The following is a 16,913-nucleotide window of genomic DNA, read 5'->3' as shown; positions in this document are numbered from 1 at the left end:
GCGGCGGGCAAGGTTCCGGGAGAGCGCTCTCCCGCATCGGTTTCATCTTGAGGAGCCCCCGCATGCCCGCAGTCGGCATATCCCCCGCCGCCCCGGTGCCATCCGGCACCGGAACCGGCCGCCGCACCCCAAGACCGGTCACCCGTGGTGTAGTTGCCGCGATGGTCACCGCTCTGGCCGCCACTCTTCTCGCCTTCGTCCCCGCCACGAAGGCCGAGGCCGCACCCGTACTGCTCTCGCAGGGCAAGCCGGTCACCGCGTCCAGCGAGGAGAACTACGGCACTCCGGCCACCGCGGCCGTCGACGGCAACGCCAACACCCGTTGGTCCAGCGCCGCTTCCGACCCGCAGTGGATCCGCGTCGACCTCGGCGCGACCACGAAGCTCAGCCAGGTGGTCCTGGACTGGGAGACGGCCTACGGCAAGGGCTACCGGATCGAGCTGTCGAGCAACGGCTCCACCTGGTCCACCGCCTACCAGACCACCACCGGCGACGGCGGCACGGACACCCTGAACATCAGCGGCGACGCCCGCTACGTCCGCGTGTACGGCACCGCTCGCGGCACCGGATACGGCTTCTCGCTCTGGGAGTTCAAGGTCTACGGCGAGTCCGGCGGCACCGGCGGACCGCAGCTGCCCGGCGGCGGCGACCTCGGTCCCAACGTGCACGTCTTCGACCCCTCCACGCCCAACATCCAGGCCAAGCTGGACGAGGTGTTCGACCAGCAGGAGGCCTCGCACTTCGGCAACGGGCGGCACCAGTTCCTCTTCAAGCCCGGCACCTACAACAACCTCAACGCCGAGATCGGCTTCTACACCTCGATCTCCGGCCTCGGCCTCAAGCCCGACGACACCACCATCAACGGTGACGTGACCGTCGACGCCGGCTGGTTCAACGGCAACGCCACGCAGAACTTCTGGCGTTCGGCCGAGAACCTGGCGGTCAACCCGGTCAGCGGCACCAACCGCTGGGCCGTCTCGCAGGCCGCCTCCTTCCGCCGTATGCACGTCAAGGGCGGCCTCAACCTGGCTCCGAACGGCTACGGTTGGGCCAGCGGCGGCTACATCGCCGACTCCAAGATCGACGGCCAGGTCGGCAACTACTCGCAGCAGCAGTGGTACACCCGCGAGAGCTCGATCGGCGGCTGGTCCAACTCGGTCTGGAACCAGACCTTCTCAGGCGTCGAAGGCGCACCCGCCACCTCGTTCCCCGAGCCCCGCTACACCACGCTCCAGACCACGCCGATCTCGCGCGAGAAGCCGTTCCTGTACCTCGACGGCAACACGTACAAGGTCTTCGTCCCGGCCAAGCGCACCAACGCGCGCGGCGTCTCCTGGAACGGCACTCCGCAGGGCACGTCGATCGACCTCAACCAGTTCTACGTCGTCAAGCCCGGCGCCACCGCGGCCACGATCAACCAGGCGCTGGCCCAGGGCCTCAACCTCCTCTTCACGCCCGGTATTTACCACGTCGACCAGACCATCAACGTCAACCGCGCGGACACGGTCGTCCTCGGCCTCGGTCTCGCGACGATCATTCCGGACAACGGCGTCACCGCGATGAAGGTCGCCGACGTCGACGGCGTCAAGCTGGCCGGATTCCTCATCGACGCCGGTACGGTCAACTCGCCGACCCTGCTGGAGCTCGGCCCGCAGAACTCCTCGGCCGACCACTCCGCCAACCCCACCTCCATCCAGGACGTCTACGTCCGCATCGGCGGCGCCGGCGCGGGCAAGGCGACCACCAGCATCGTCGTCAACAGCGACGACGTGATCATCGACCACACCTGGGTCTGGCGCGCCGACCACGGCGAGGGCGTCGGCTGGGAGACCAACCGGGCCGACTACGGCGTCCGGGTCTACGGCGACGACGTGCTCGCCACCGGCCTCTTCGTGGAGCACTTCAACAAGTACGACGTCGAGTGGTACGGCGAGCGCGGCCGCACGATCTTCTACCAGAACGAGAAGGCGTACGACGCGCCCAACCAGGCCGCCATCCAGAACGGCGACACGAAGGGCTTCGCGGCCTACCGGGTGGACGACTCGGTCAACGTCCACGAGGGCTGGGGGATGGGCAGTTACTGCAACTACAACGTCGATCCCACCATCCGCCAGGACCACGGCTTCAAGGCCCCGGTGAAGCCGGGCGTGAAGTTCCACAGCCTGCTCGTGGTGTCGCTCGGCGGTATGGGCCACTACAACCACGTCATCAACAACACGGGAGCCTCCACGGTCCCGGCGGGCACGTCCACGGTGCCGTCCATGGTGGTCTCGTTTCCCTGACCAGGGCCTCGTTCTCCTGGCCCGAGCCTCGTTACCTGACCTGGGCCTCGTTCCCTGATCCGCCCTCCGCCGTGAACCTCTGACCCACGGCGGATGACTCCCCGGGCCGACGTCGACGGTCGGCCCGGACCGAATCCCCGGGCCGACGGCTGTCCGCCGGCCCGGAACGACTCCCCGGACCGGGCCTGACCCCGGCCCGGGGCCAGCTCCCGCTCACCTCTCCCGGCGCTCTCCACGGACGGCCGCCGTCCTCCCCGACGGCGGCCGTCCGCGTCACCTCAACCCCCTCATCCTCCACAGGAGCCGCAATGCCAGCCATGCCCCGATTCCGCAGGCCAGCCCTGCCCTCCCTCCGCAGACCCGCGCTGACCCTCACCCTCGCCGCTCTCCTCGCCTCCTCCCTCACCGTCATCGCCGCGCCCACCGAGGCGCGGGCCGCCGACCCGCTGATCTCGCAGGGCAAGACCGCCACCGCCTCCTCGCAGGAAGGCGACGGCCTCTCCGCCGCACAGGCGGTCGACGGCGACCTCACCTCCACCCGCTGGGCCAGCCAGTGGTCCGACCCGCAGTGGATCCGGATCGACCTCGGCAAGCGGTCCGACCTGAGCCGGGCCGTGCTCACCTGGGAGGGCGCCTACGGCAAGGCGTACGAGATCCAGGTCAGCGACAACGGCAATGACTGGACCACCATCCGGAAGGTCACCGACGGCGACGGCGGCACCGACGACCTCGCCCTCACCGGCTCCGGCCGCTACGTCCGGATGCTCGGCACCGCCCGCCCCGGCGGTTACGGCTACTCCCTCTGGGAGTTCCAGGTCTACGGCACCCAGGGCGACACCCCGCCGCCCGCCGGCGGCGCCGTCAAGGTCACCGGCGGCCAGGGCGCGTGGCAGCTCACCGTCGGCGGACAGCCGTACACCGTCAAGGGCCTGACCTGGGGCCCGTCGATGGCGGACGCTCCGCGCTACATGCCGGACCTGAAGTCGATGGGCGTCAACACCGTCCGCACTTGGGGCACGGACGCCAGCACCAAGCCGCTTCTCGACGCGGCGGCCGCGAACGGCCTGCGCGTCATGAACGGCTTCTGGCTCCAGCCCGGCGGCGGTCCCGGCAGCGGCGGCTGCGCCAACTACGTCACCGACACCGCGTACAAGTCGACGATGCTCACCGAGATCGCCAGGTGGGTCGAGACGTACAAGAACCACCCGGCGACCCTCATGTGGAACGTCGGCAACGAGTCGGTTTTCGGCCTCCAGAACTGCTACAGCGGCGCCGAGTTGGAGGCGCAGCGCAACGCGTACACGAGCTTCGTCAACGACGCCGCCAAGCGGATCCACGCCATCGACGCCGACCACCCGGTGACCTCCACCGACGCGTGGACGGGCGCATGGCCGTACTACAAGCGCAACGCTCCGGACCTCGACCTCTACTCGATGAACGCGTACGGCGACATCTGCGGCGTCCGCAAGGACTGGGTGGACGGTGGCTACACCAAGCCGTACATCATCACCGAGACCGGCCCGGCGGGTGAGTGGGAGGTGCCGGACGACGCCAACGGCGTACCGGACGAGCCCACCGACGTACAGAAGCGCGACGGCTACACCAAGGCCTGGGACTGCACCATGGGCCACCAGGGCGTGGCGCTCGGCGCGACCCTCTTCCACTACGGCCTGGAGCACGACTTCGGCGGTGTGTGGTTCAACCTGATCCCGGACGGCCTGAAGCGGCTGTCGTACTACTCGGTGAAGAAGGCGTACACGGGCTCCAACGCCGGTGACAACCTGCCGCCGGTCATCAGCAACATGAGCGTGACGCCGGCCGGATCGGCCCCGGCGGGCGGGGAGTTCACGGTCCGCGCGGACATCCGCGACCCGGAGAACGATCCGCTGACGCACAAGATCTTCCTCAGCGGCAACTACGCCACCGGCGACAAGGCACTCGTCCCGGCGCGGTTCAGGTCGACGGGCAACGGTACGTTCGCGGTCACCGCGCCGGAGAAGCTCGGCGTGTGGAAGGTCTACATCCAGTCCGAGGACGGCAAGGGCAACGCGGGCATCGAGACGAAGTCGGTCAAGGTCGTCGCGCCGCCGATGACCGGCACCAACGTGGCGCTCGGCAAGCGCACCACGGCCTCCAGCTCACAGGCCTCGTACGGCGACTGCCCGTGCCCGCCGGAGCGCGCCACCGACGGCCGGCTCGACACCCGCTGGGCCAGCGACTGGACCGACCCGCAGTGGATAGCGGTCGACCTCGGCGCACGGACGCCGGTCCGCAACCTCCAGCTGGTGTGGGACCCGGCGTACGCGAGGTCGTACGAGGTCCAGGTCTCGGACGACGGCAGTGCCTGGCGTACGGTCCACACCACGACGACCGGCAACGGTGACGTGGACACCATCGCGCTGACCGAGACGGCCCGCCACGTGCGACTCCACCTGACGGCGCGCGGCACGGGCTGGGGCTACTCGCTGCACGAGTTCGGCATCTACAGCTGACCGGGGCGCATCAGATCCCGGCGCATTGAAGCCGGTCGTACGGAAGACCGGCACATCAAAGGGGCCGTTCCGCGGCGGCGGAGCGGCCCCGCAGCGCGTCCGCACATGTCCGGCGGCCGTCACATCGGCAGAGCCCGTACGCGCTCCTCACCGTCCCCGGAACGTTCGCCGAACGCGGAGAACGCACGCTCCTCCCGCCGGGCGGCGGCGATGCGCACGCTGCTCCAGTCCAGCGCTTGCCGTGCCTCGTCGTGGGTCTGCTGGGCGGCGAGGCGCGCCTCCGCCGGTGCGTCGCCGCGCTCCTGGACGAGGAGGTCGTAGATCGGCGTGGTCGCGGATATCACTGAAGTGCTCACGACGGTTCCTTCTGCCCACTCATCACCGTTTAACCGTCCGGTCTCGCGGTGTGGACTCGGCATCACACATCATGTCCCTGGGCCGCGAGCCATCGGTGGACCGCGGCTTTGTCGGCGACGCTGATGCGTACGGCGCCGCCGGTGTCCGGCCCTTCGTCCTCGTTGAAGGCGGTGTCGGTGACCCGTGCGGTGACCCAGTCGGACAGCTCACGGGCGGCCGCGGCGGAGAGGCGGCGCTGCTTCCAGTCGCGTCCGGCCTCTTCGGCCGTGGGCGAGTCGTTGCGCGCCGCTTCGTCCAGCCACGCGGGCACGAGGCGTTCGGTCACTTCGGCATCGGAAGGTCCGGAAGGAGAGGACTGCGAGGAGGAGGTCATGGGAAGAGGGTGACCGGCTTCCGGGCGTCCCATGCGCGGCTTCGGCCATCCGGTCGTGGCTCAGGGTGGCTCGGAGCGGCTCAGCTCAGCCAGGCCTCGGCGTAGACGACCATCGCATCCCGTTGGTACGCCGCCAGCCCGCACCGGATCCGGTCGCAGTTCCGCCGGAAGCGCGCGTCATCGACGTAGGCCTGCGCAAGCTCCTTGTACGCGACCGCGTCCGGGGTCCAGAACCGGCGGATGCTCGCGTACTGGATGTCCAGCTCGGCCTGGACCTCGGGCGCGTCCACCGGCCTGCCGGCCGCCATGTATCCGGCGAGGCGGACCATCCGGGCGGTCACCTCGCGCTGCCACCACTCGTGATCCTCGCTGGTCATCGCCTGGCTGGCTTCGCGGGAGGCCTCCGTGAACCCTTCGAAGAGGTTCTCCGGCCTGCTGGTCCTCACGATGTCGCTCATCGCTCTGTCGTCTCCTCCACCTCGGAAGCCTCGTCATAGCCGGTCCGGCTGTGGCCGCGACACTAAGGCCTGACACAGCGGCAACCTCAAGTACGAGCGGAACAGGAGTACGACCTGAACGTATGTTCGCGTGGAGGTGGACGGCCCGAACGGGATACGGTGACGGCGCCATCACCCTCAGTGCGCACCCGCGTGCGAAGGGCGGCCCCCGGAGGTGCGACAACACCCACCGAGGGCCTTACACCCCCAGTGGAACGGACCCACCAGAAATGCTGCGTCATGTTATCGCGCCCCCTTCGGGCTGGACCAAGGCTCCGCACACCGTCGTACGTTCACGGCGGATGAACAGCGACGCCAAGGTGCTCCTCCTGTACGTCCAGGGCCTCCCGGAATCCTCCACGGACCGCTCGCTCGGCGAACTGGCCAGGAAGCTCGACATGAAGGGCCGCGCCTACCAGCAGGCCAAGAGGCAACTCACCGAGAACGGCTACCTCCACGAGTGGCGTTCTCAGGGCGACGGCGGCCGCTGGGCCACGGAACAGCTCTTGACCAGTACGCCGCTGACGCGGGACGAGGCGAAGGCGGTACGCGCCAAGTTGTCTTCCAGTACCGGGCAGTTGGCGCAGCCCGAAGGCGCTTGCTCGCCGCCACCGGGTGAGCGGTTTCCGACGGTCGGTGAACCGACTTCTCGGCCGGTCGGCGGCTATGAACCGAGGGGAGAACACTATGAGGAGACCACGTCCCACCCACCCTCCGAAGAGCAGGCGAAAGCACAAACCGAACCGCACCAGGACCCGAATCCAGAGGCATCCGGCTCCTCAACTCCCGTACAGCAAGAGCAAAAGGAACCACCTCAGGCCCACGAGTCGCGCCAACTGACGCGCGCAGAAAAGGTATTGCTCTCCCTGCGCCACTCCCGCCGCGAACTGTTCCTGGGTGTGGGCGAGGCGCGCGTCCTGGCGGTGGAGGCGGCCAAGTGGCTGGAGCGCGGCGTGTCGGAGCCGGAGCTACGGCACGCGCTGCTCGGCGAACGGCCGGCTGAGGGCGTGCGCTCGGCGTTCGGCTTCCTGCGCCACCGCCTGACCACCAAGTGCCCGGTACCTCCAGCTCCCGTAGCGCCTCCGGAGCCGCCGCCTCCGCCGGTGCGCGCGCTGATCGCGTGCGCGGCCGAGAGCGTCGAGGAGCACATGTTCCGGCCGCTCGGCGACGAGACGGAGTGCCCGGAGTGCCGCAGGGCGACGGCCTACGCGAGCTGGATGGCCGACACGGACACGTACGACTTCCCGCCGGACATGACGTGGCGCCAACGCATCGTGGCGGTGGCGAAGGCGGACGCGCTACGCGGCAGGACGACCTGAGGCCGGGAGCGGGCCGAGGCTGACACGGGCGGCGACGGGCAGGTGGTCGCTGCCGGTGGCAGGCAGCGTACGGATGTGGCGGACGGTGGCGGAACGCGCGAGGACCTGATCGATCCGGGCCACCGGAAAGCCGGCGGGAAAGCTGAAGGCGAACCCGCGCTCGGCCACGTTCAACTGCGAGGTCAACGGCTCCAGCCCGCGATCGTCGACGGTGCCGTTGAGGTCACCGACGAGGACCACGGCCCGCACCTTCTCCCGCCGAACGAGGTCCCCGAGGATCCGCGCACTCTCGTCCCGCGCGGCGGAGGCAAGCCCGCGGACCCCGACGCGTACGGACGGCAGATGAGCGACGTACGCGGCAACGTCCCCGTACGGCGTCCGCACGACGGCCCGCAACCCGCGACTCCACCCTTCTTCGAACGCACGAGGCTTGATGTCCACCACCTGATCCGCACGAATCGGATACCTGGACCAGAGCCCCACGGTGCCGTGGACGACGTGATGCGGATAGTGGTCGCCGAGCACGTCCTCGTACACACCCAGCGCGGGCACGACCACCTCCTGCAACGCGACGAGATCGCCTCCGGCGGCAGTGAGCGCACGTGCGGTCCCGGCCGGATCGAGGTTCACATCACTGACGTTGTGCTGCACGACGACCAACTCCCGAGCACCGACGTCGGGCGCGGGCAGCACCAACCCACCAAAGCTGTGCACCCAGACACCCACGGGCAGAAGCAGAGCCATCAGGACAATCCCGGACCGCCGCACGAGGGCGACGACGAGCAGCAGGACGACGAGGACTCCGTCCCACGGCAGGAAGGACTCGACCAAGCTCCCTAGGCGTCCAGGAGAGTTGGGAAGCAAGCCGTGAAAGGCCATCACGCCTGCGATCGCCACCGAGAGCCCGGCGACCAGTTGCCGCCGCCTGCTTGTGTCTGGAACGCGCCGTCTCATCGCCGACGTCACGCCACTGTCTCCCTGCTCCACCAAGTCTTCCCGTCTGCTCGCCTTCACCCTCACAGGACGATTGGCCAGGCGAATCAGTTCTGACGTCAAGGGCTGCACCCGCTTGAGCTTCATGCTGCGTCGGCCGCATGAAGCACATTTGGCCAGATACTGCAGGTTCCGGTCAGACATGCCACGTGCCGAGGGGGCGGCTGCGATCCATGAGTGGTCGCTTGGCAGCATGTCTCTATGCCTGCGTATAGAGCCACCTTCGGTCATGTGAACGATGTGCCCCCCGGCACGGCCTTTGAGAACAGGCGTGCCGTCAAGGATGCCAAGCTTCATAAAGAGAGCGAGGCGGGCATCTCGTGGGGGCGTGATGGCGATGACGAACGAGCTGCGGACGCCATCGTGCTCAACAACGGATATGAGGATGACGTAGACGAGTGGCACGAGATCACGTACACAGGAGCTGGAGGTCAGACACGGAACTCGAACACTCAGACCTCCGACCAGGGCTGGGATAACAAGGGAAACGCAAGCCTGAGGCGGAGCCGACTGATGGGATATCCCGTCAGGGTTATTCGTGGTAGTCAGGGTGAAGCCGCTTACTCTCCGGCGTTTGGCTATCGGTACGACGGTCTCTACAAGATTGTCAGAGACTGGGATGAAGTGGGCAGATCCGGGTTTCGCATCTGTCGCTTCAAGATGATTCGGCTTCCTGATGATCGACAAGATCTCACCTCGCTTGAGCAGCAGGTCAAAGACATTGTTGATCGTGGCGAGGTGGATGCCGGCGGTGATGCCGATGCTCAGGTTCGCAGGCGAAAGGCGACGATTGATCGCATCGTCCGCGACACCGCAGTGGCTCGTCGCGTGAAGGACCTTCACCGATTTACCTGCCAGGTGTGCAGTCTCTCTCTGCAAATTGATGCTAACGGTAGGAGCTATGCGGAAGGCGCCCACATTCAAGCCTTGGGTGGTCCCGAAGGTGGCCCGGATGTGGACGGCAACGTTCTTTGTCTCTGTCCCAACTGTCACATCAAGCTCGACCGTGGGGCGCTCTATTTGACCGACGACTTGCATGTCGTCGATCGATTTGCTGGTGCAGATGCTCCGCGCCGTGTTCCTCTTCGCACTGTGGAGAAGCATCGAGTGCAGGAACGATTCGCGCGTGCGCATCGACGGTTTTGGAACATCATGGACGAATATGGTGCAAGCTAGTGAATGAGGGGTGTTATCCAGTTCCTAGTGGATAACACCCCTCATGGTCGACTTGGGCCTCTTACCCCGCCCCGTGGCACCCCCCATAAGCCTCCCCCGACCCGCACCAGCAGGCCGCCGTGCGCGACGGAGGCCAAGGGGTGGCTCGGCCTCGGGCGGCGAGGGTGGTGGCGTATTGGGGGAGGAGGGACGGGGTGGAGGGGGAGGTGGCTTCGGAGGCGGCGAAGGCCTCGTACGAGGGGACCGTGGCCGTGACGATGCCCAGGTTCGGGGTGCCCGCCGCGTGGAGGTCGCGTAGGGATGCCTCCAGGCGGGACAGGTGCGTCGCGTGGTCCACGTACTCCTCCGTCAACTCCGGGTAGGTCGTCAGGAGTTCGCGGAGTTCCTGTGCGGGCCAGTGCAGCACCGCCACCGGGAACGGGCGCGAGAGGGCCGTGCGGTACGTGCCCAGCTCCGCGCGCAGGCGGGTGATCTCGGCCTTCAGCTCCGCCGGGTCCGAGGAGCCCAGTGACCACAGGCGCTTCGGGTCGTGGAGTTCGTCCAGCGGGACCGGGGCCGTGTGCAGCGCGCCCGCCAGTTCGTCCCAGGCGTCGTGCGGGAGAGCCATCAGCCGGCGTACCCGGTGGCGGCCCGTGAGCAGCGACTGCACGGCGTACGGGACCTCCTCGCCCGGGGCCAGCAGCAGCGTCAGCGCCGTCGAGAAGAAGTCGTGCGCCGACTCCAGCTCGTCGTGCGCCTCCAGCGTCTCCGCGGCGACCTGCCACGGCGCGGCGTCCAGCGGGCCCGCCGCGCGGATGCCCTCGATGATCGCGCGGGCCTCGGCCTCGTGCCCGTACTCCCAGAGGTTCGACGCCTTCAGCGCCTTGATCAGGTGCGGGTTCTCGGCGGTGGACTCGGAGGCGGCCAGCAGGTCGTCGTAGAGCGTGCTCGCGCGGGCACGGTCACCGGCGAGTTCCAGATGGGCCGCGGCCTGGAGGACCAGCGGCTCCTGGTCCTCGGGGTACTGCGCCGCGGTGCGGAGCAGGCGCTCGGCTTCGGTGGTGTGGTCAGCAGGCGTGTCGGGGCGCATGGATCACACGGTACTGCTGGACCGCGGCCGTCGGGAGGAGAGGTCGGAAGCCGGGCCGTATGTGCGATCAGCGCGTGTGGTGGCCGATGCGACGGATTCGTCGTGGATACGTATGCGGACGCGTATGGAGAGTTCTGAACGTTGGTCCTATCGTGCCCGCCGTGTGGAGACAGGAGCGCGATCGGAGGCGGAGGCCCTGGCGTGGTGGTGGCCGGGGGCGGCGCCTTCTTGCGACGCGTCGGCCGCGGAGCCTCCCCGCCCGTTCGGCTCGGAACCTTTTCGCGCGCGGGCTCTGGGTTTCCGCCGAGGCCGTCGTCACCCTTGGTGTTGTTCTCCTTCTCCTTGTCGTCCATCAGCTGTGGTGGACCAACCGGGAGGCCCGCCAGGAGGCCGGGCGTACCGTCCAGGCCCTTCAGCGGGAGTGGAGCCTGCCCGTCCCCGTTGCCGATGATGCCGACGATCCCTTGGTGCCAGAACCCGCACAGCCCTCCACCCCTCCCGCCGACAAGCCCACACCCGCCCCCACCCCCCGCCGTGATCAGGACCACGCCTACGCCGTCCTCCGCATCCCCCGTATCGCCCTCACCGTCCCCGTCGCCGAAGGCACCAGCAAAGGCGGCGTCCTCGATCGTGGGTACGTCGGGCACTACACCCGTACCGCGCAGGCCGGGCGGGCCGGGAACTTCGCGCTCGCCGGGCATCGCAACACCCACGGCGAGCCCTTCCGGCGCATCGACCGGCTCCGGGCCGGTGACCGGATCACCGTCGAGACCCGGGACGCCGTGTACACGTACACCGTCGACAAGACCCTCGCCCGGACCGCGCCCTCCGACAGCGGGGTCATCGCGCCCGTGCCGCGCTCCGACATCACCACCTCCGCCGGCTACAGCGAGCCCGGCTACTACCTGACCCTCACCACCTGCACGCCCGAGTTCAGCTCCCGCTACCGGCTCGTCGTCTGGGCCGAGCTCACCGCCATGCGTCCACGGTGATCGGGACGCCGGCAAAGCAACCGGGCCCATCCGATCATCGTGTATAACGAAAGGAACGAACGCCGTACGGAGAGGAGACGCCCATGCCCGACACCAGCCGGCTGCGCGGCGCCTTCGCCCGGTTCCTCCGGCCCGTCGGTCTCCTCGTCCTCCTCCTCGCCGAGGTCGTCCTCGCCGAGGGCGGTGGCCTCTCCGCCGCCGTCGCGCTCGCCGCCACCGCCGCGGCCGGCTCCGCGCTCCTCGCCTGCTCCGTCATCAGCGCCCGCTGCGCGCCTCCGGTGCCCCGCACCCGGGTCCGTACGGCGATCAGGGACCGGGAGAAGCGCACCGCCTTCCTGCCGCAGCGCGACCCCGACGCCCGTGGCCGGACCAGGCCCCGAGCGCCCGGACACGCCCTCCTGACGGCCGCCGCCGCTTAGGGCTCTTCCGCACGTCGAACCCGTAGCGCCCCGCGCCGGTCGTCGTCATGCCGCGTACCGAGCACCACGTTCGTACGTAACTCTCCTGGCACGACGAGACCCCCGGAGGGCTCATCCATGTCCGCCTTCATGTCCGCTTTCGCCGGCCTGGTCGGCTCGCTCGCCGATCTGCTCCAGCCGCTCTTCCACGGCGCGTCCACCGCCGCCGCGATCGTCCTGTTCACCGCACTCGTCCGGCTCGCCGTCCACCCGCTCTCGCGGGCCGCCGCGCGTGGCCAGAAGGCCCGTACCCGGCTCCAGCCGCAGATCGCCGAGCTGCGCAAGAAGCACGGGAAGAACCCCGAGCGGATGCAGAAGGCGATCATGGAGCTGCACGCCGCCGAGAAGGTGTCGCCGCTCTCCGGCTGCCTGCCGAGTCTGCTCCAGATGCCTACCTTCTTCCTCCTCTACCACCTGTTCTCCAGCGGCTCCATCGGCGGCGAGCCCAACGCGCTCCTCGGCCACGACCTCCTCGGCGCTCCGCTCGGCGGCCGCTGGCACGACGCCCTCGCGGCCGGCGGGCTCTTCGGAGCGCACGGGCTGGTCTATCTCGGGCTCTTCGCGCTCGTCCTCGCCGTGGCCACCTTCAGCTACCGGCTGACCAAGCGGCAGATGGCCGCCAACCCGGTGGCCCCCGCCGCCGGTCCCGACGGACAGCCCGTGCCCGGCATGGGCGCGATGGTGAAGATGATGCCGCTGCTCTCGTTCGCCACCTTGATCACCGTCGCCGTCGTCCCGCTCGCCGCCGCGCTGTACGTCGTCACCACCACCGCCTGGAGCGCCGCCGAGCGGGCCTGGCTCCACCGGGATGTGGCCGTGACCGGCGGCGCCATGGCCAAAGCGGCGTGATCGAGCCCAGAAGTGCGCCGGTCCAGTGTGTGAACGAGGTCTTGCGGAGTGTTCGCGACTCTTGGAGGATCAGCCAAGTCCTCCGTCGGCCGCAACCCGCCGGAGGGCCCCACCTCGAACAAGAGGAGTTGGACCGTTGAAGCTGCTTCGAGTCGGTACGGCGGGCGCCGAGCGTCCCGCGCTTCTCGACCGCGACGGGACTCTGCGTGATCTGTCCGGGATCGTCCGCGACATCGACGGCGATCTGCTCGCCGACGCCTCGGCACTCGCCCGGGTACGGACGGCCGCCGACGCTCCTGGCGTGCTGCCCGCTCTCGACCCGGCGGGGCTCCGCGTCGGGCCGCCGCTGGGCCGCATCGGCAAGATCGTGTGCATCGGGCTGAACTACCACGACCACGCCGCCGAGACCGGAGCGGCCATTCCGGACGAGCCGATCCTGTTCTTCAAGGCGCCCGACACCGTCGTCGGACCCGAGGACACCGTGCTCGTGCCGCGCGGGAGCCGTAAGACGGACTGGGAGGTCGAGCTCGCCGTCGTCATCGGGCGCACCGCCCGCTACCTGTCCTCCGCCGAGGAGGGCCTCGCCCATGTCGCCGGGTACGCGACCGCGCACGACGTCTCGGAGCGCGAGTTCCAGATCGAGCGCGGCGGCACCTGGGACAAGGGCAAGAACTGCGAGACCTTCAACCCGCTGGGCCCCTGGCTCGTCACCGCCGACGAGGTGGACGACCCGCAGGCCCTGCCGCTGCGGCTCTGGGTCAACGGCGAGCTGAAGCAGAACGGCACCACCGCCGACCAGATCTTCCCGGTCGGTGAAGTCGTCCGCTACCTCAGCCACTTCATGACGCTCTATCCCGGCGATGTGATCAACACCGGTACGCCGGCCGGCGTCGCGATGGGACAGCCCGAGCCGAAGCCGTACCTGAAGGCCGGTGACGTGGTGGAGCTGGAGGTGGCAGGGCTCGGCCGGCAGCGGCAGGAGCTGAAGGACGCGTAAACCTCGCCGGTACGGGGCCGGAGGCGCTTCCGGCCCCGTACGCGGACGAGAAACTCACTCCCCGAGCGTCGTCGCGAACTGCTCCAGCGCCTCGACCACCATCGCGTGGTCCTCCGCCTGCGGCAGCCCCGAGACGGTCACCGTGCCGATCACGCCCGCGCCCTCCACCGCGATCGGGAACGAACCGCCGTGCGCGGCGTACGCGCCCGGGTCCAGGCGAGACGACTCCTCGAACGTCGTGCCCTTCGCGCGGAACCGGGTGCCGACCAGGTACGAGCTCTCGCCGTACCGCTCGACCACCGCGCGCTTGCGGTCGATCCACGCGTCGTTGTCCGCGCTCGAACCCGGCAGCGCCGCGTGGAACAGCTGCTGCGGCCCGCGCCGGATGTCGATCGCGACCGGCGCGTGCCGCTCCCGGGCCAGCGCGACCAGCAGACTGCCGAGCGCGAACGCGTCGTCGTAGGAGAAGTGCGGGAGCGTAAGCCGGCGTTCCTGGGCGATCAGCTCGGAGATCGTGGGCGAGGTGGTGGTCATGCGCGGTGCTCCTCGTCGTGGTGCGGGAGAAGGGTGACGGAGACGCCTTCGCGGGCCGAGCGGCGCGCGGCCTCCAGTACGTCCAGCGCGGCGGCGGCCTGGAGCGCGGTGACCGGGTTCTCGCCGGTGCCGCGCACGGCGGCGGTGACGGCTGCGTAGTACGCCGGGTAGTCGCCGGGCAGCGTGCGGACCGGGGTGCCGCCGCCGGTCAGCGGGGACTCGCCGGAGCCGATCCGGCCCCACAGCTCCGCCACCTCCTCGCCCCACGGCTCACCGCCGGACCCCGGGCGCCTGCCCTCGCGCAGGGCCGCCTCCTGCGGGTCCAGGCCGTACTTCACATAGCCGGCCGCCGAGCCGAGCACCCGGAAGCGCGGGCCGAACTGGGCCGTGGTGGCGCTGACGTACAGGTGCGAGCGGACGCCGTTGGCGTGCGTGATCGCGATGAACGTGTCGTCGTCCGCCGACGCGCCCGGACGCCGTACGTCGGACTCGGCGTACACCTGCACGGCCGGGCCGAACAGCACCAGCGCCTGGTCGACGACGTGGCTGCCCAGGTCGTACAGCAGACCGCCGATCTCCTCCGGGTCGCCCGACTCGCGCCAGCCGCCCTTCGGCTGCGGACGCCAGCGCTCGAACCGGGACTCGAAGCGCTGCACCTCGCCGAGCTCACCGCCGGAGATCAGCGCGGCGAGCGTGCGGAAGTCGTTGTCCCAGCGGCGGTTCTGGAAGACCGAGAGCAGCAGCCCGCGCTCCTCGGCCAGCGCCGCCAGCTCGCGCGCCTCGGCGGCGGTCCCGGCGATCGGCTTGTCCACGACCACCGGCAGACCGGCCTTGAGCGCGGCCGTCGCGAGGGAGACGTGCGTCTTGTTCGGCGAGGCGATGACGACCAGGTCCAGCTCGTCCGCGCGCTCCCACAGCTCGTCCGGCGCGGCGGCGAACCGTACCTCCGGATACGCGGCGCGGGCCTCGGCCCGGCGCTCCTCGTTCGACGTGACGACCGTGTCGAGGACCAGGCCCTCGGTCGCGGCGATCAACGGGGCGTGGAAGACGGAACCGGCCAGGCCGTAGCCGACGAGGGCGACGCGGAGAGGAGCGCCGGAGGCTGTGGAGGTCATGCGTTCCACTTAAGCAACGCTGTTGCCAAAGTGCAAGCGACCGGCACAATGGGCGGGTGAAGGGGAGTGAACCGTTGAACGGGAGCCGGACGAAGGCCCAGGCCGGGACGGCTCCGCCGGGCCGGACGAAGAGTCAGGCCGGAGTGAATCTGCCGGGCCGGACGACGGCCCAGGCCGGGGTCAACCTGCCCGCGCTGCGCCACCACAACGCGGCGCTGGTCCTGGACCTGCTGCGGGCGGCCGGGACGGAGGGCATCAGCCGGCTGGAGCTCGCCGAGCGCACCGGTCTCACGCCGCAGGCCGTCAGCAAGATCACCGCGCGGCTGCGGGCGGAGGGCCTGGCCGTCGGCGCGGGCCTGCGGCCCTCCACCGGTGGCAAGCCGCGTACGGTGCTCCGGCTCGTCCCGGACGCGCAGTTCGCCGTCGGCCTCCACCTGGACCGCGACGGGCTCACCGCCGTCCTGGTCGACCTCGCGGGCCGTCCGGTCGCCGTCACCACGGCCCCGCTCGACTTCGGCGCTCCGGCGGAGCAGGTGCTGGCCGACGCGGCCGACGCCGTACGGGACCTGAGCGCGGCCGAGCCGCACCGGCCGGTGCTGGGTGTCGGCGTCGCCGTACCGGGCCCGCTCGACCACCGGGACGGCGTACTCCACCGGGTCACCGGCTTCCCGCAGTGGGACGGCTTCCCGCTGCGCGACGCGCTCGCCGAACGCACCGGCCTCCCGGTCACCGTCGACAAGGACACCAATGCCGCAGCCCTCGCGCTGGCGCTTTCGTCGGGCGAGCCGCGCGGTGACTTCGCCTACCTCCACCTCGGTACGGGGCTCGGCGCCGGCCTCGTCCTCGGCGGTGAGGTGCACCGGGGCGCGCGGACGGGCGCGGGCGAGTTCGGCCACCAGACCCTCCAGCTGGACGGTCCGCTGTGCGGGTGCGGCGGACGCGGCTGCATCGAGGCGCTGTGCCTGGCCGCCGAGGCGCGCGGCGACCGTGCGGAGGCGGCCCGGGTCCTCGGCGCGGGCGCGGCGAACCTCGTCGGGCTGCTCGACATCGACCGGGTCGTGCTGGGCGGCCGGACGGTGGCGGCCGACGAGGACGCGTACGTACGAGGCGTCCGCGCCGTGATCGAGGAGCGGGCCGCGCGAGGCGGCGGCGGAGGCGCGGTGACCGTGACCGTGGCGGGAGGCGGCGACCGGCCCGTGGCGGAAGGCGCGGCCCAGCTGGTGCTCGCACCGGTGTTCGGGCGGGTGGGGGAGCGGGGCTAGGGCGTGTCCGGTCAGGCCGCGGGTGTGTCCGGAACCGGGCCAAAACCGGCGGTCGTGATGGCAGGCGCGACGCTCCTCTGGAAGTGAAGCCGGTCGGGTGATCGTATGAACGAGTGTCGGCATGTCGACTCTCTGAGTCCGCGCGCGC

General features: G+C 69.9%; 15 protein-coding genes and 1 pseudogene. 9 read left to right on the top strand and 7 right to left on the bottom strand.

Annotation, left to right across the window (positions count from 1 at the left end; genetic code table 11):
• Window positions 1-161: 161 nt before the first annotated feature.
• Together ABZ267_RS27200 and ABZ267_RS27195 are read left to right on the top strand one after the other, a co-directional pair.
• Window positions 162-2,282, top strand: coding sequence for a discoidin domain-containing protein (locus tag ABZ267_RS27200; protein WP_356751548.1), 2,121 nt, complete (start codon window positions 162-164; stop codon window positions 2,280-2,282).
• A 317-nt stretch (window positions 2,283-2,599) separates the two neighbouring features.
• Window positions 2,600-4,774, top strand: a complete 2,175-nt coding sequence (locus tag ABZ267_RS27195) for a discoidin domain-containing protein (protein WP_356751546.1) — start codon at window positions 2,600-2,602, stop codon at window positions 4,772-4,774.
• Between the two features lie 119 nt (window positions 4,775-4,893).
• On the opposite strand, the gene ABZ267_RS27190 is transcribed toward ABZ267_RS27195, so the two are convergent.
• The 3 genes from ABZ267_RS27190 to ABZ267_RS27180 form a co-directional block, all read right to left on the bottom strand.
• The gene (locus tag ABZ267_RS27190) at window positions 4,894-5,130 is read right to left on the bottom strand and encodes a hypothetical protein (protein ID WP_356363605.1); all 237 of its coding nucleotides are present in this window, start codon (window positions 5,128-5,130) and stop codon (window positions 4,894-4,896) included.
• 62 nt (window positions 5,131-5,192) lie between these two features.
• A complete protein-coding gene (locus ABZ267_RS27185; protein ID WP_356363602.1) occupies window positions 5,193-5,456 on the bottom strand; it encodes a hypothetical protein in 264 nt (87 codons plus the stop codon).
• Between the two features lie 128 nt (window positions 5,457-5,584).
• Window positions 5,585-5,962, bottom strand: a complete 378-nt coding sequence (locus ABZ267_RS27180) for a TipAS antibiotic-recognition domain-containing protein (protein ID WP_356751515.1) — start codon at window positions 5,960-5,962, stop codon at window positions 5,585-5,587.
• Window positions 5,963-6,303: 341 nt separating this feature from the next.
• On the opposite strand from ABZ267_RS27180, the gene ABZ267_RS27175 reads away from it, so the two are divergent.
• Window positions 6,304-7,320, top strand: a complete 1,017-nt coding sequence (locus ABZ267_RS27175; protein WP_356751513.1) for a hypothetical protein — start codon at window positions 6,304-6,306, stop codon at window positions 7,318-7,320.
• Here the strand turns inward: ABZ267_RS27175 and ABZ267_RS27170 are convergent.
• Window positions 7,300-8,235 (bottom strand): endonuclease/exonuclease/phosphatase family protein, encoded by a 936-nt coding sequence (locus tag ABZ267_RS27170; RefSeq protein WP_356751544.1) that lies wholly within the window; start codon window positions 8,233-8,235, stop codon window positions 7,300-7,302. The two genes, ABZ267_RS27175 and ABZ267_RS27170, sit on opposite strands and share 21 nt — an antisense overlap.
• 309 nt (window positions 8,236-8,544) lie before the next feature.
• Between ABZ267_RS27170 and ABZ267_RS27165 the strand changes: the two genes are divergently transcribed.
• Entirely contained in the window at window positions 8,545-9,489 is a 945-nt protein-coding gene (locus tag ABZ267_RS27165; protein WP_356751511.1) for a YDG/SRA domain-containing protein, read from the top strand.
• Between the two features lie 61 nt (window positions 9,490-9,550).
• Here ABZ267_RS27165 and ABZ267_RS27160 read toward each other — a convergent pair whose 3' ends face one another.
• Window positions 9,551-10,558, bottom strand: coding sequence for an SEC-C domain-containing protein (locus ABZ267_RS27160; protein ID WP_356751509.1), 1,008 nt, complete (start codon window positions 10,556-10,558; stop codon window positions 9,551-9,553).
• A gap of 275 nt (window positions 10,559-10,833) precedes the next feature.
• On the opposite strand from ABZ267_RS27160, the pseudogene ABZ267_RS27155 reads away from it, so the two are divergent.
• The 4 genes and pseudogenes from ABZ267_RS27155 to ABZ267_RS27140 all read left to right on the top strand — a co-directional run.
• Window positions 10,834-11,550 (top strand): annotated as a pseudogene (locus tag ABZ267_RS27155) (class E sortase); the annotation flags it as partial.
• An 83-nt stretch (window positions 11,551-11,633) separates the two neighbouring features.
• Window positions 11,634-11,969 (top strand): DUF6412 domain-containing protein, encoded by a 336-nt coding sequence (locus tag ABZ267_RS27150; protein WP_356751507.1) that lies wholly within the window; start codon window positions 11,634-11,636, stop codon window positions 11,967-11,969.
• A gap of 117 nt (window positions 11,970-12,086) precedes the next feature.
• Window positions 12,087-12,857: a YidC/Oxa1 family membrane protein insertase gene (locus tag ABZ267_RS27145; protein ID WP_356751505.1), complete on the top strand. Its 771-nt coding sequence runs from the start codon at window positions 12,087-12,089 to the stop codon at window positions 12,855-12,857.
• Between the two features lie 136 nt (window positions 12,858-12,993).
• Entirely contained in the window at window positions 12,994-13,854 is an 861-nt protein-coding gene (locus ABZ267_RS27140; RefSeq protein ID WP_356751503.1) for a fumarylacetoacetate hydrolase family protein, read from the top strand.
• A 54-nt stretch (window positions 13,855-13,908) separates the two neighbouring features.
• Here the strand turns inward: ABZ267_RS27140 and ABZ267_RS27135 are convergent, their stop codons facing one another.
• Window positions 13,909-14,388 (bottom strand): heme-degrading domain-containing protein, encoded by a 480-nt coding sequence (locus ABZ267_RS27135; RefSeq protein WP_356751501.1) that lies wholly within the window; start codon window positions 14,386-14,388, stop codon window positions 13,909-13,911.
• A complete protein-coding gene (locus tag ABZ267_RS27130) occupies window positions 14,385-15,503 on the bottom strand; it encodes a Gfo/Idh/MocA family oxidoreductase (RefSeq protein WP_356751499.1) in 1,119 nt (372 codons plus the stop codon). Before ABZ267_RS27130 ends, ABZ267_RS27135 begins: the two co-directional genes overlap by 4 nt.
• A gap of 149 nt (window positions 15,504-15,652) precedes the next feature.
• Here ABZ267_RS27130 and ABZ267_RS27125 point away from each other — a divergent pair, with 149 nt between their 5' ends.
• Window positions 15,653-16,765, top strand: a complete 1,113-nt coding sequence (locus ABZ267_RS27125; RefSeq protein WP_356751542.1) for an ROK family transcriptional regulator — start codon at window positions 15,653-15,655, stop codon at window positions 16,763-16,765.
• Window positions 16,766-16,913 lie beyond the last annotated feature (148 nt).

Source organism: Streptomyces sp. NPDC006174 (genome assembly GCF_040614075.1).
Classification (GTDB): Bacteria; Actinomycetota; Actinomycetes; order Streptomycetales; family Streptomycetaceae; genus Streptomyces.
This window is presented reverse-complemented; position numbering and strand designations above follow the sequence as displayed.

Coding starts and splice junctions, on each gene's coding strand:
- ABZ267_RS27200 (WP_356751548.1), top strand. CDS start 162: ATGGTCACCGCTCTGGCCGCCACTCTTCTCGCCTTCGTCCCCGCCACG.
- ABZ267_RS27195 (WP_356751546.1), top strand. CDS start 2,600: ATGCCCCGATTCCGCAGGCCAGCCCTGCCCTCCCTCCGCAGACCCGCG.
- ABZ267_RS27180 (WP_356751515.1), bottom strand. CDS start 5,962: ATGAGCGACATCGTGAGGACCAGCAGGCCGGAGAACCTCTTCGAAGGG.
- ABZ267_RS27175 (WP_356751513.1), top strand. CDS start 6,304: ATGAACAGCGACGCCAAGGTGCTCCTCCTGTACGTCCAGGGCCTCCCG.
- ABZ267_RS27160 (WP_356751509.1), bottom strand. CDS start 10,558: ATGCGCCCCGACACGCCTGCTGACCACACCACCGAAGCCGAGCGCCTG.
- ABZ267_RS27150 (WP_356751507.1), top strand. CDS start 11,634: ATGCCCGACACCAGCCGGCTGCGCGGCGCCTTCGCCCGGTTCCTCCGG.
- ABZ267_RS27145 (WP_356751505.1), top strand. CDS start 12,087: ATGTCCGCCTTCATGTCCGCTTTCGCCGGCCTGGTCGGCTCGCTCGCC.
- ABZ267_RS27135 (WP_356751501.1), bottom strand. CDS start 14,388: ATGACCACCACCTCGCCCACGATCTCCGAGCTGATCGCCCAGGAACGC.
- ABZ267_RS27130 (WP_356751499.1), bottom strand. CDS start 15,503: ATGACCTCCACAGCCTCCGGCGCTCCTCTCCGCGTCGCCCTCGTCGGC.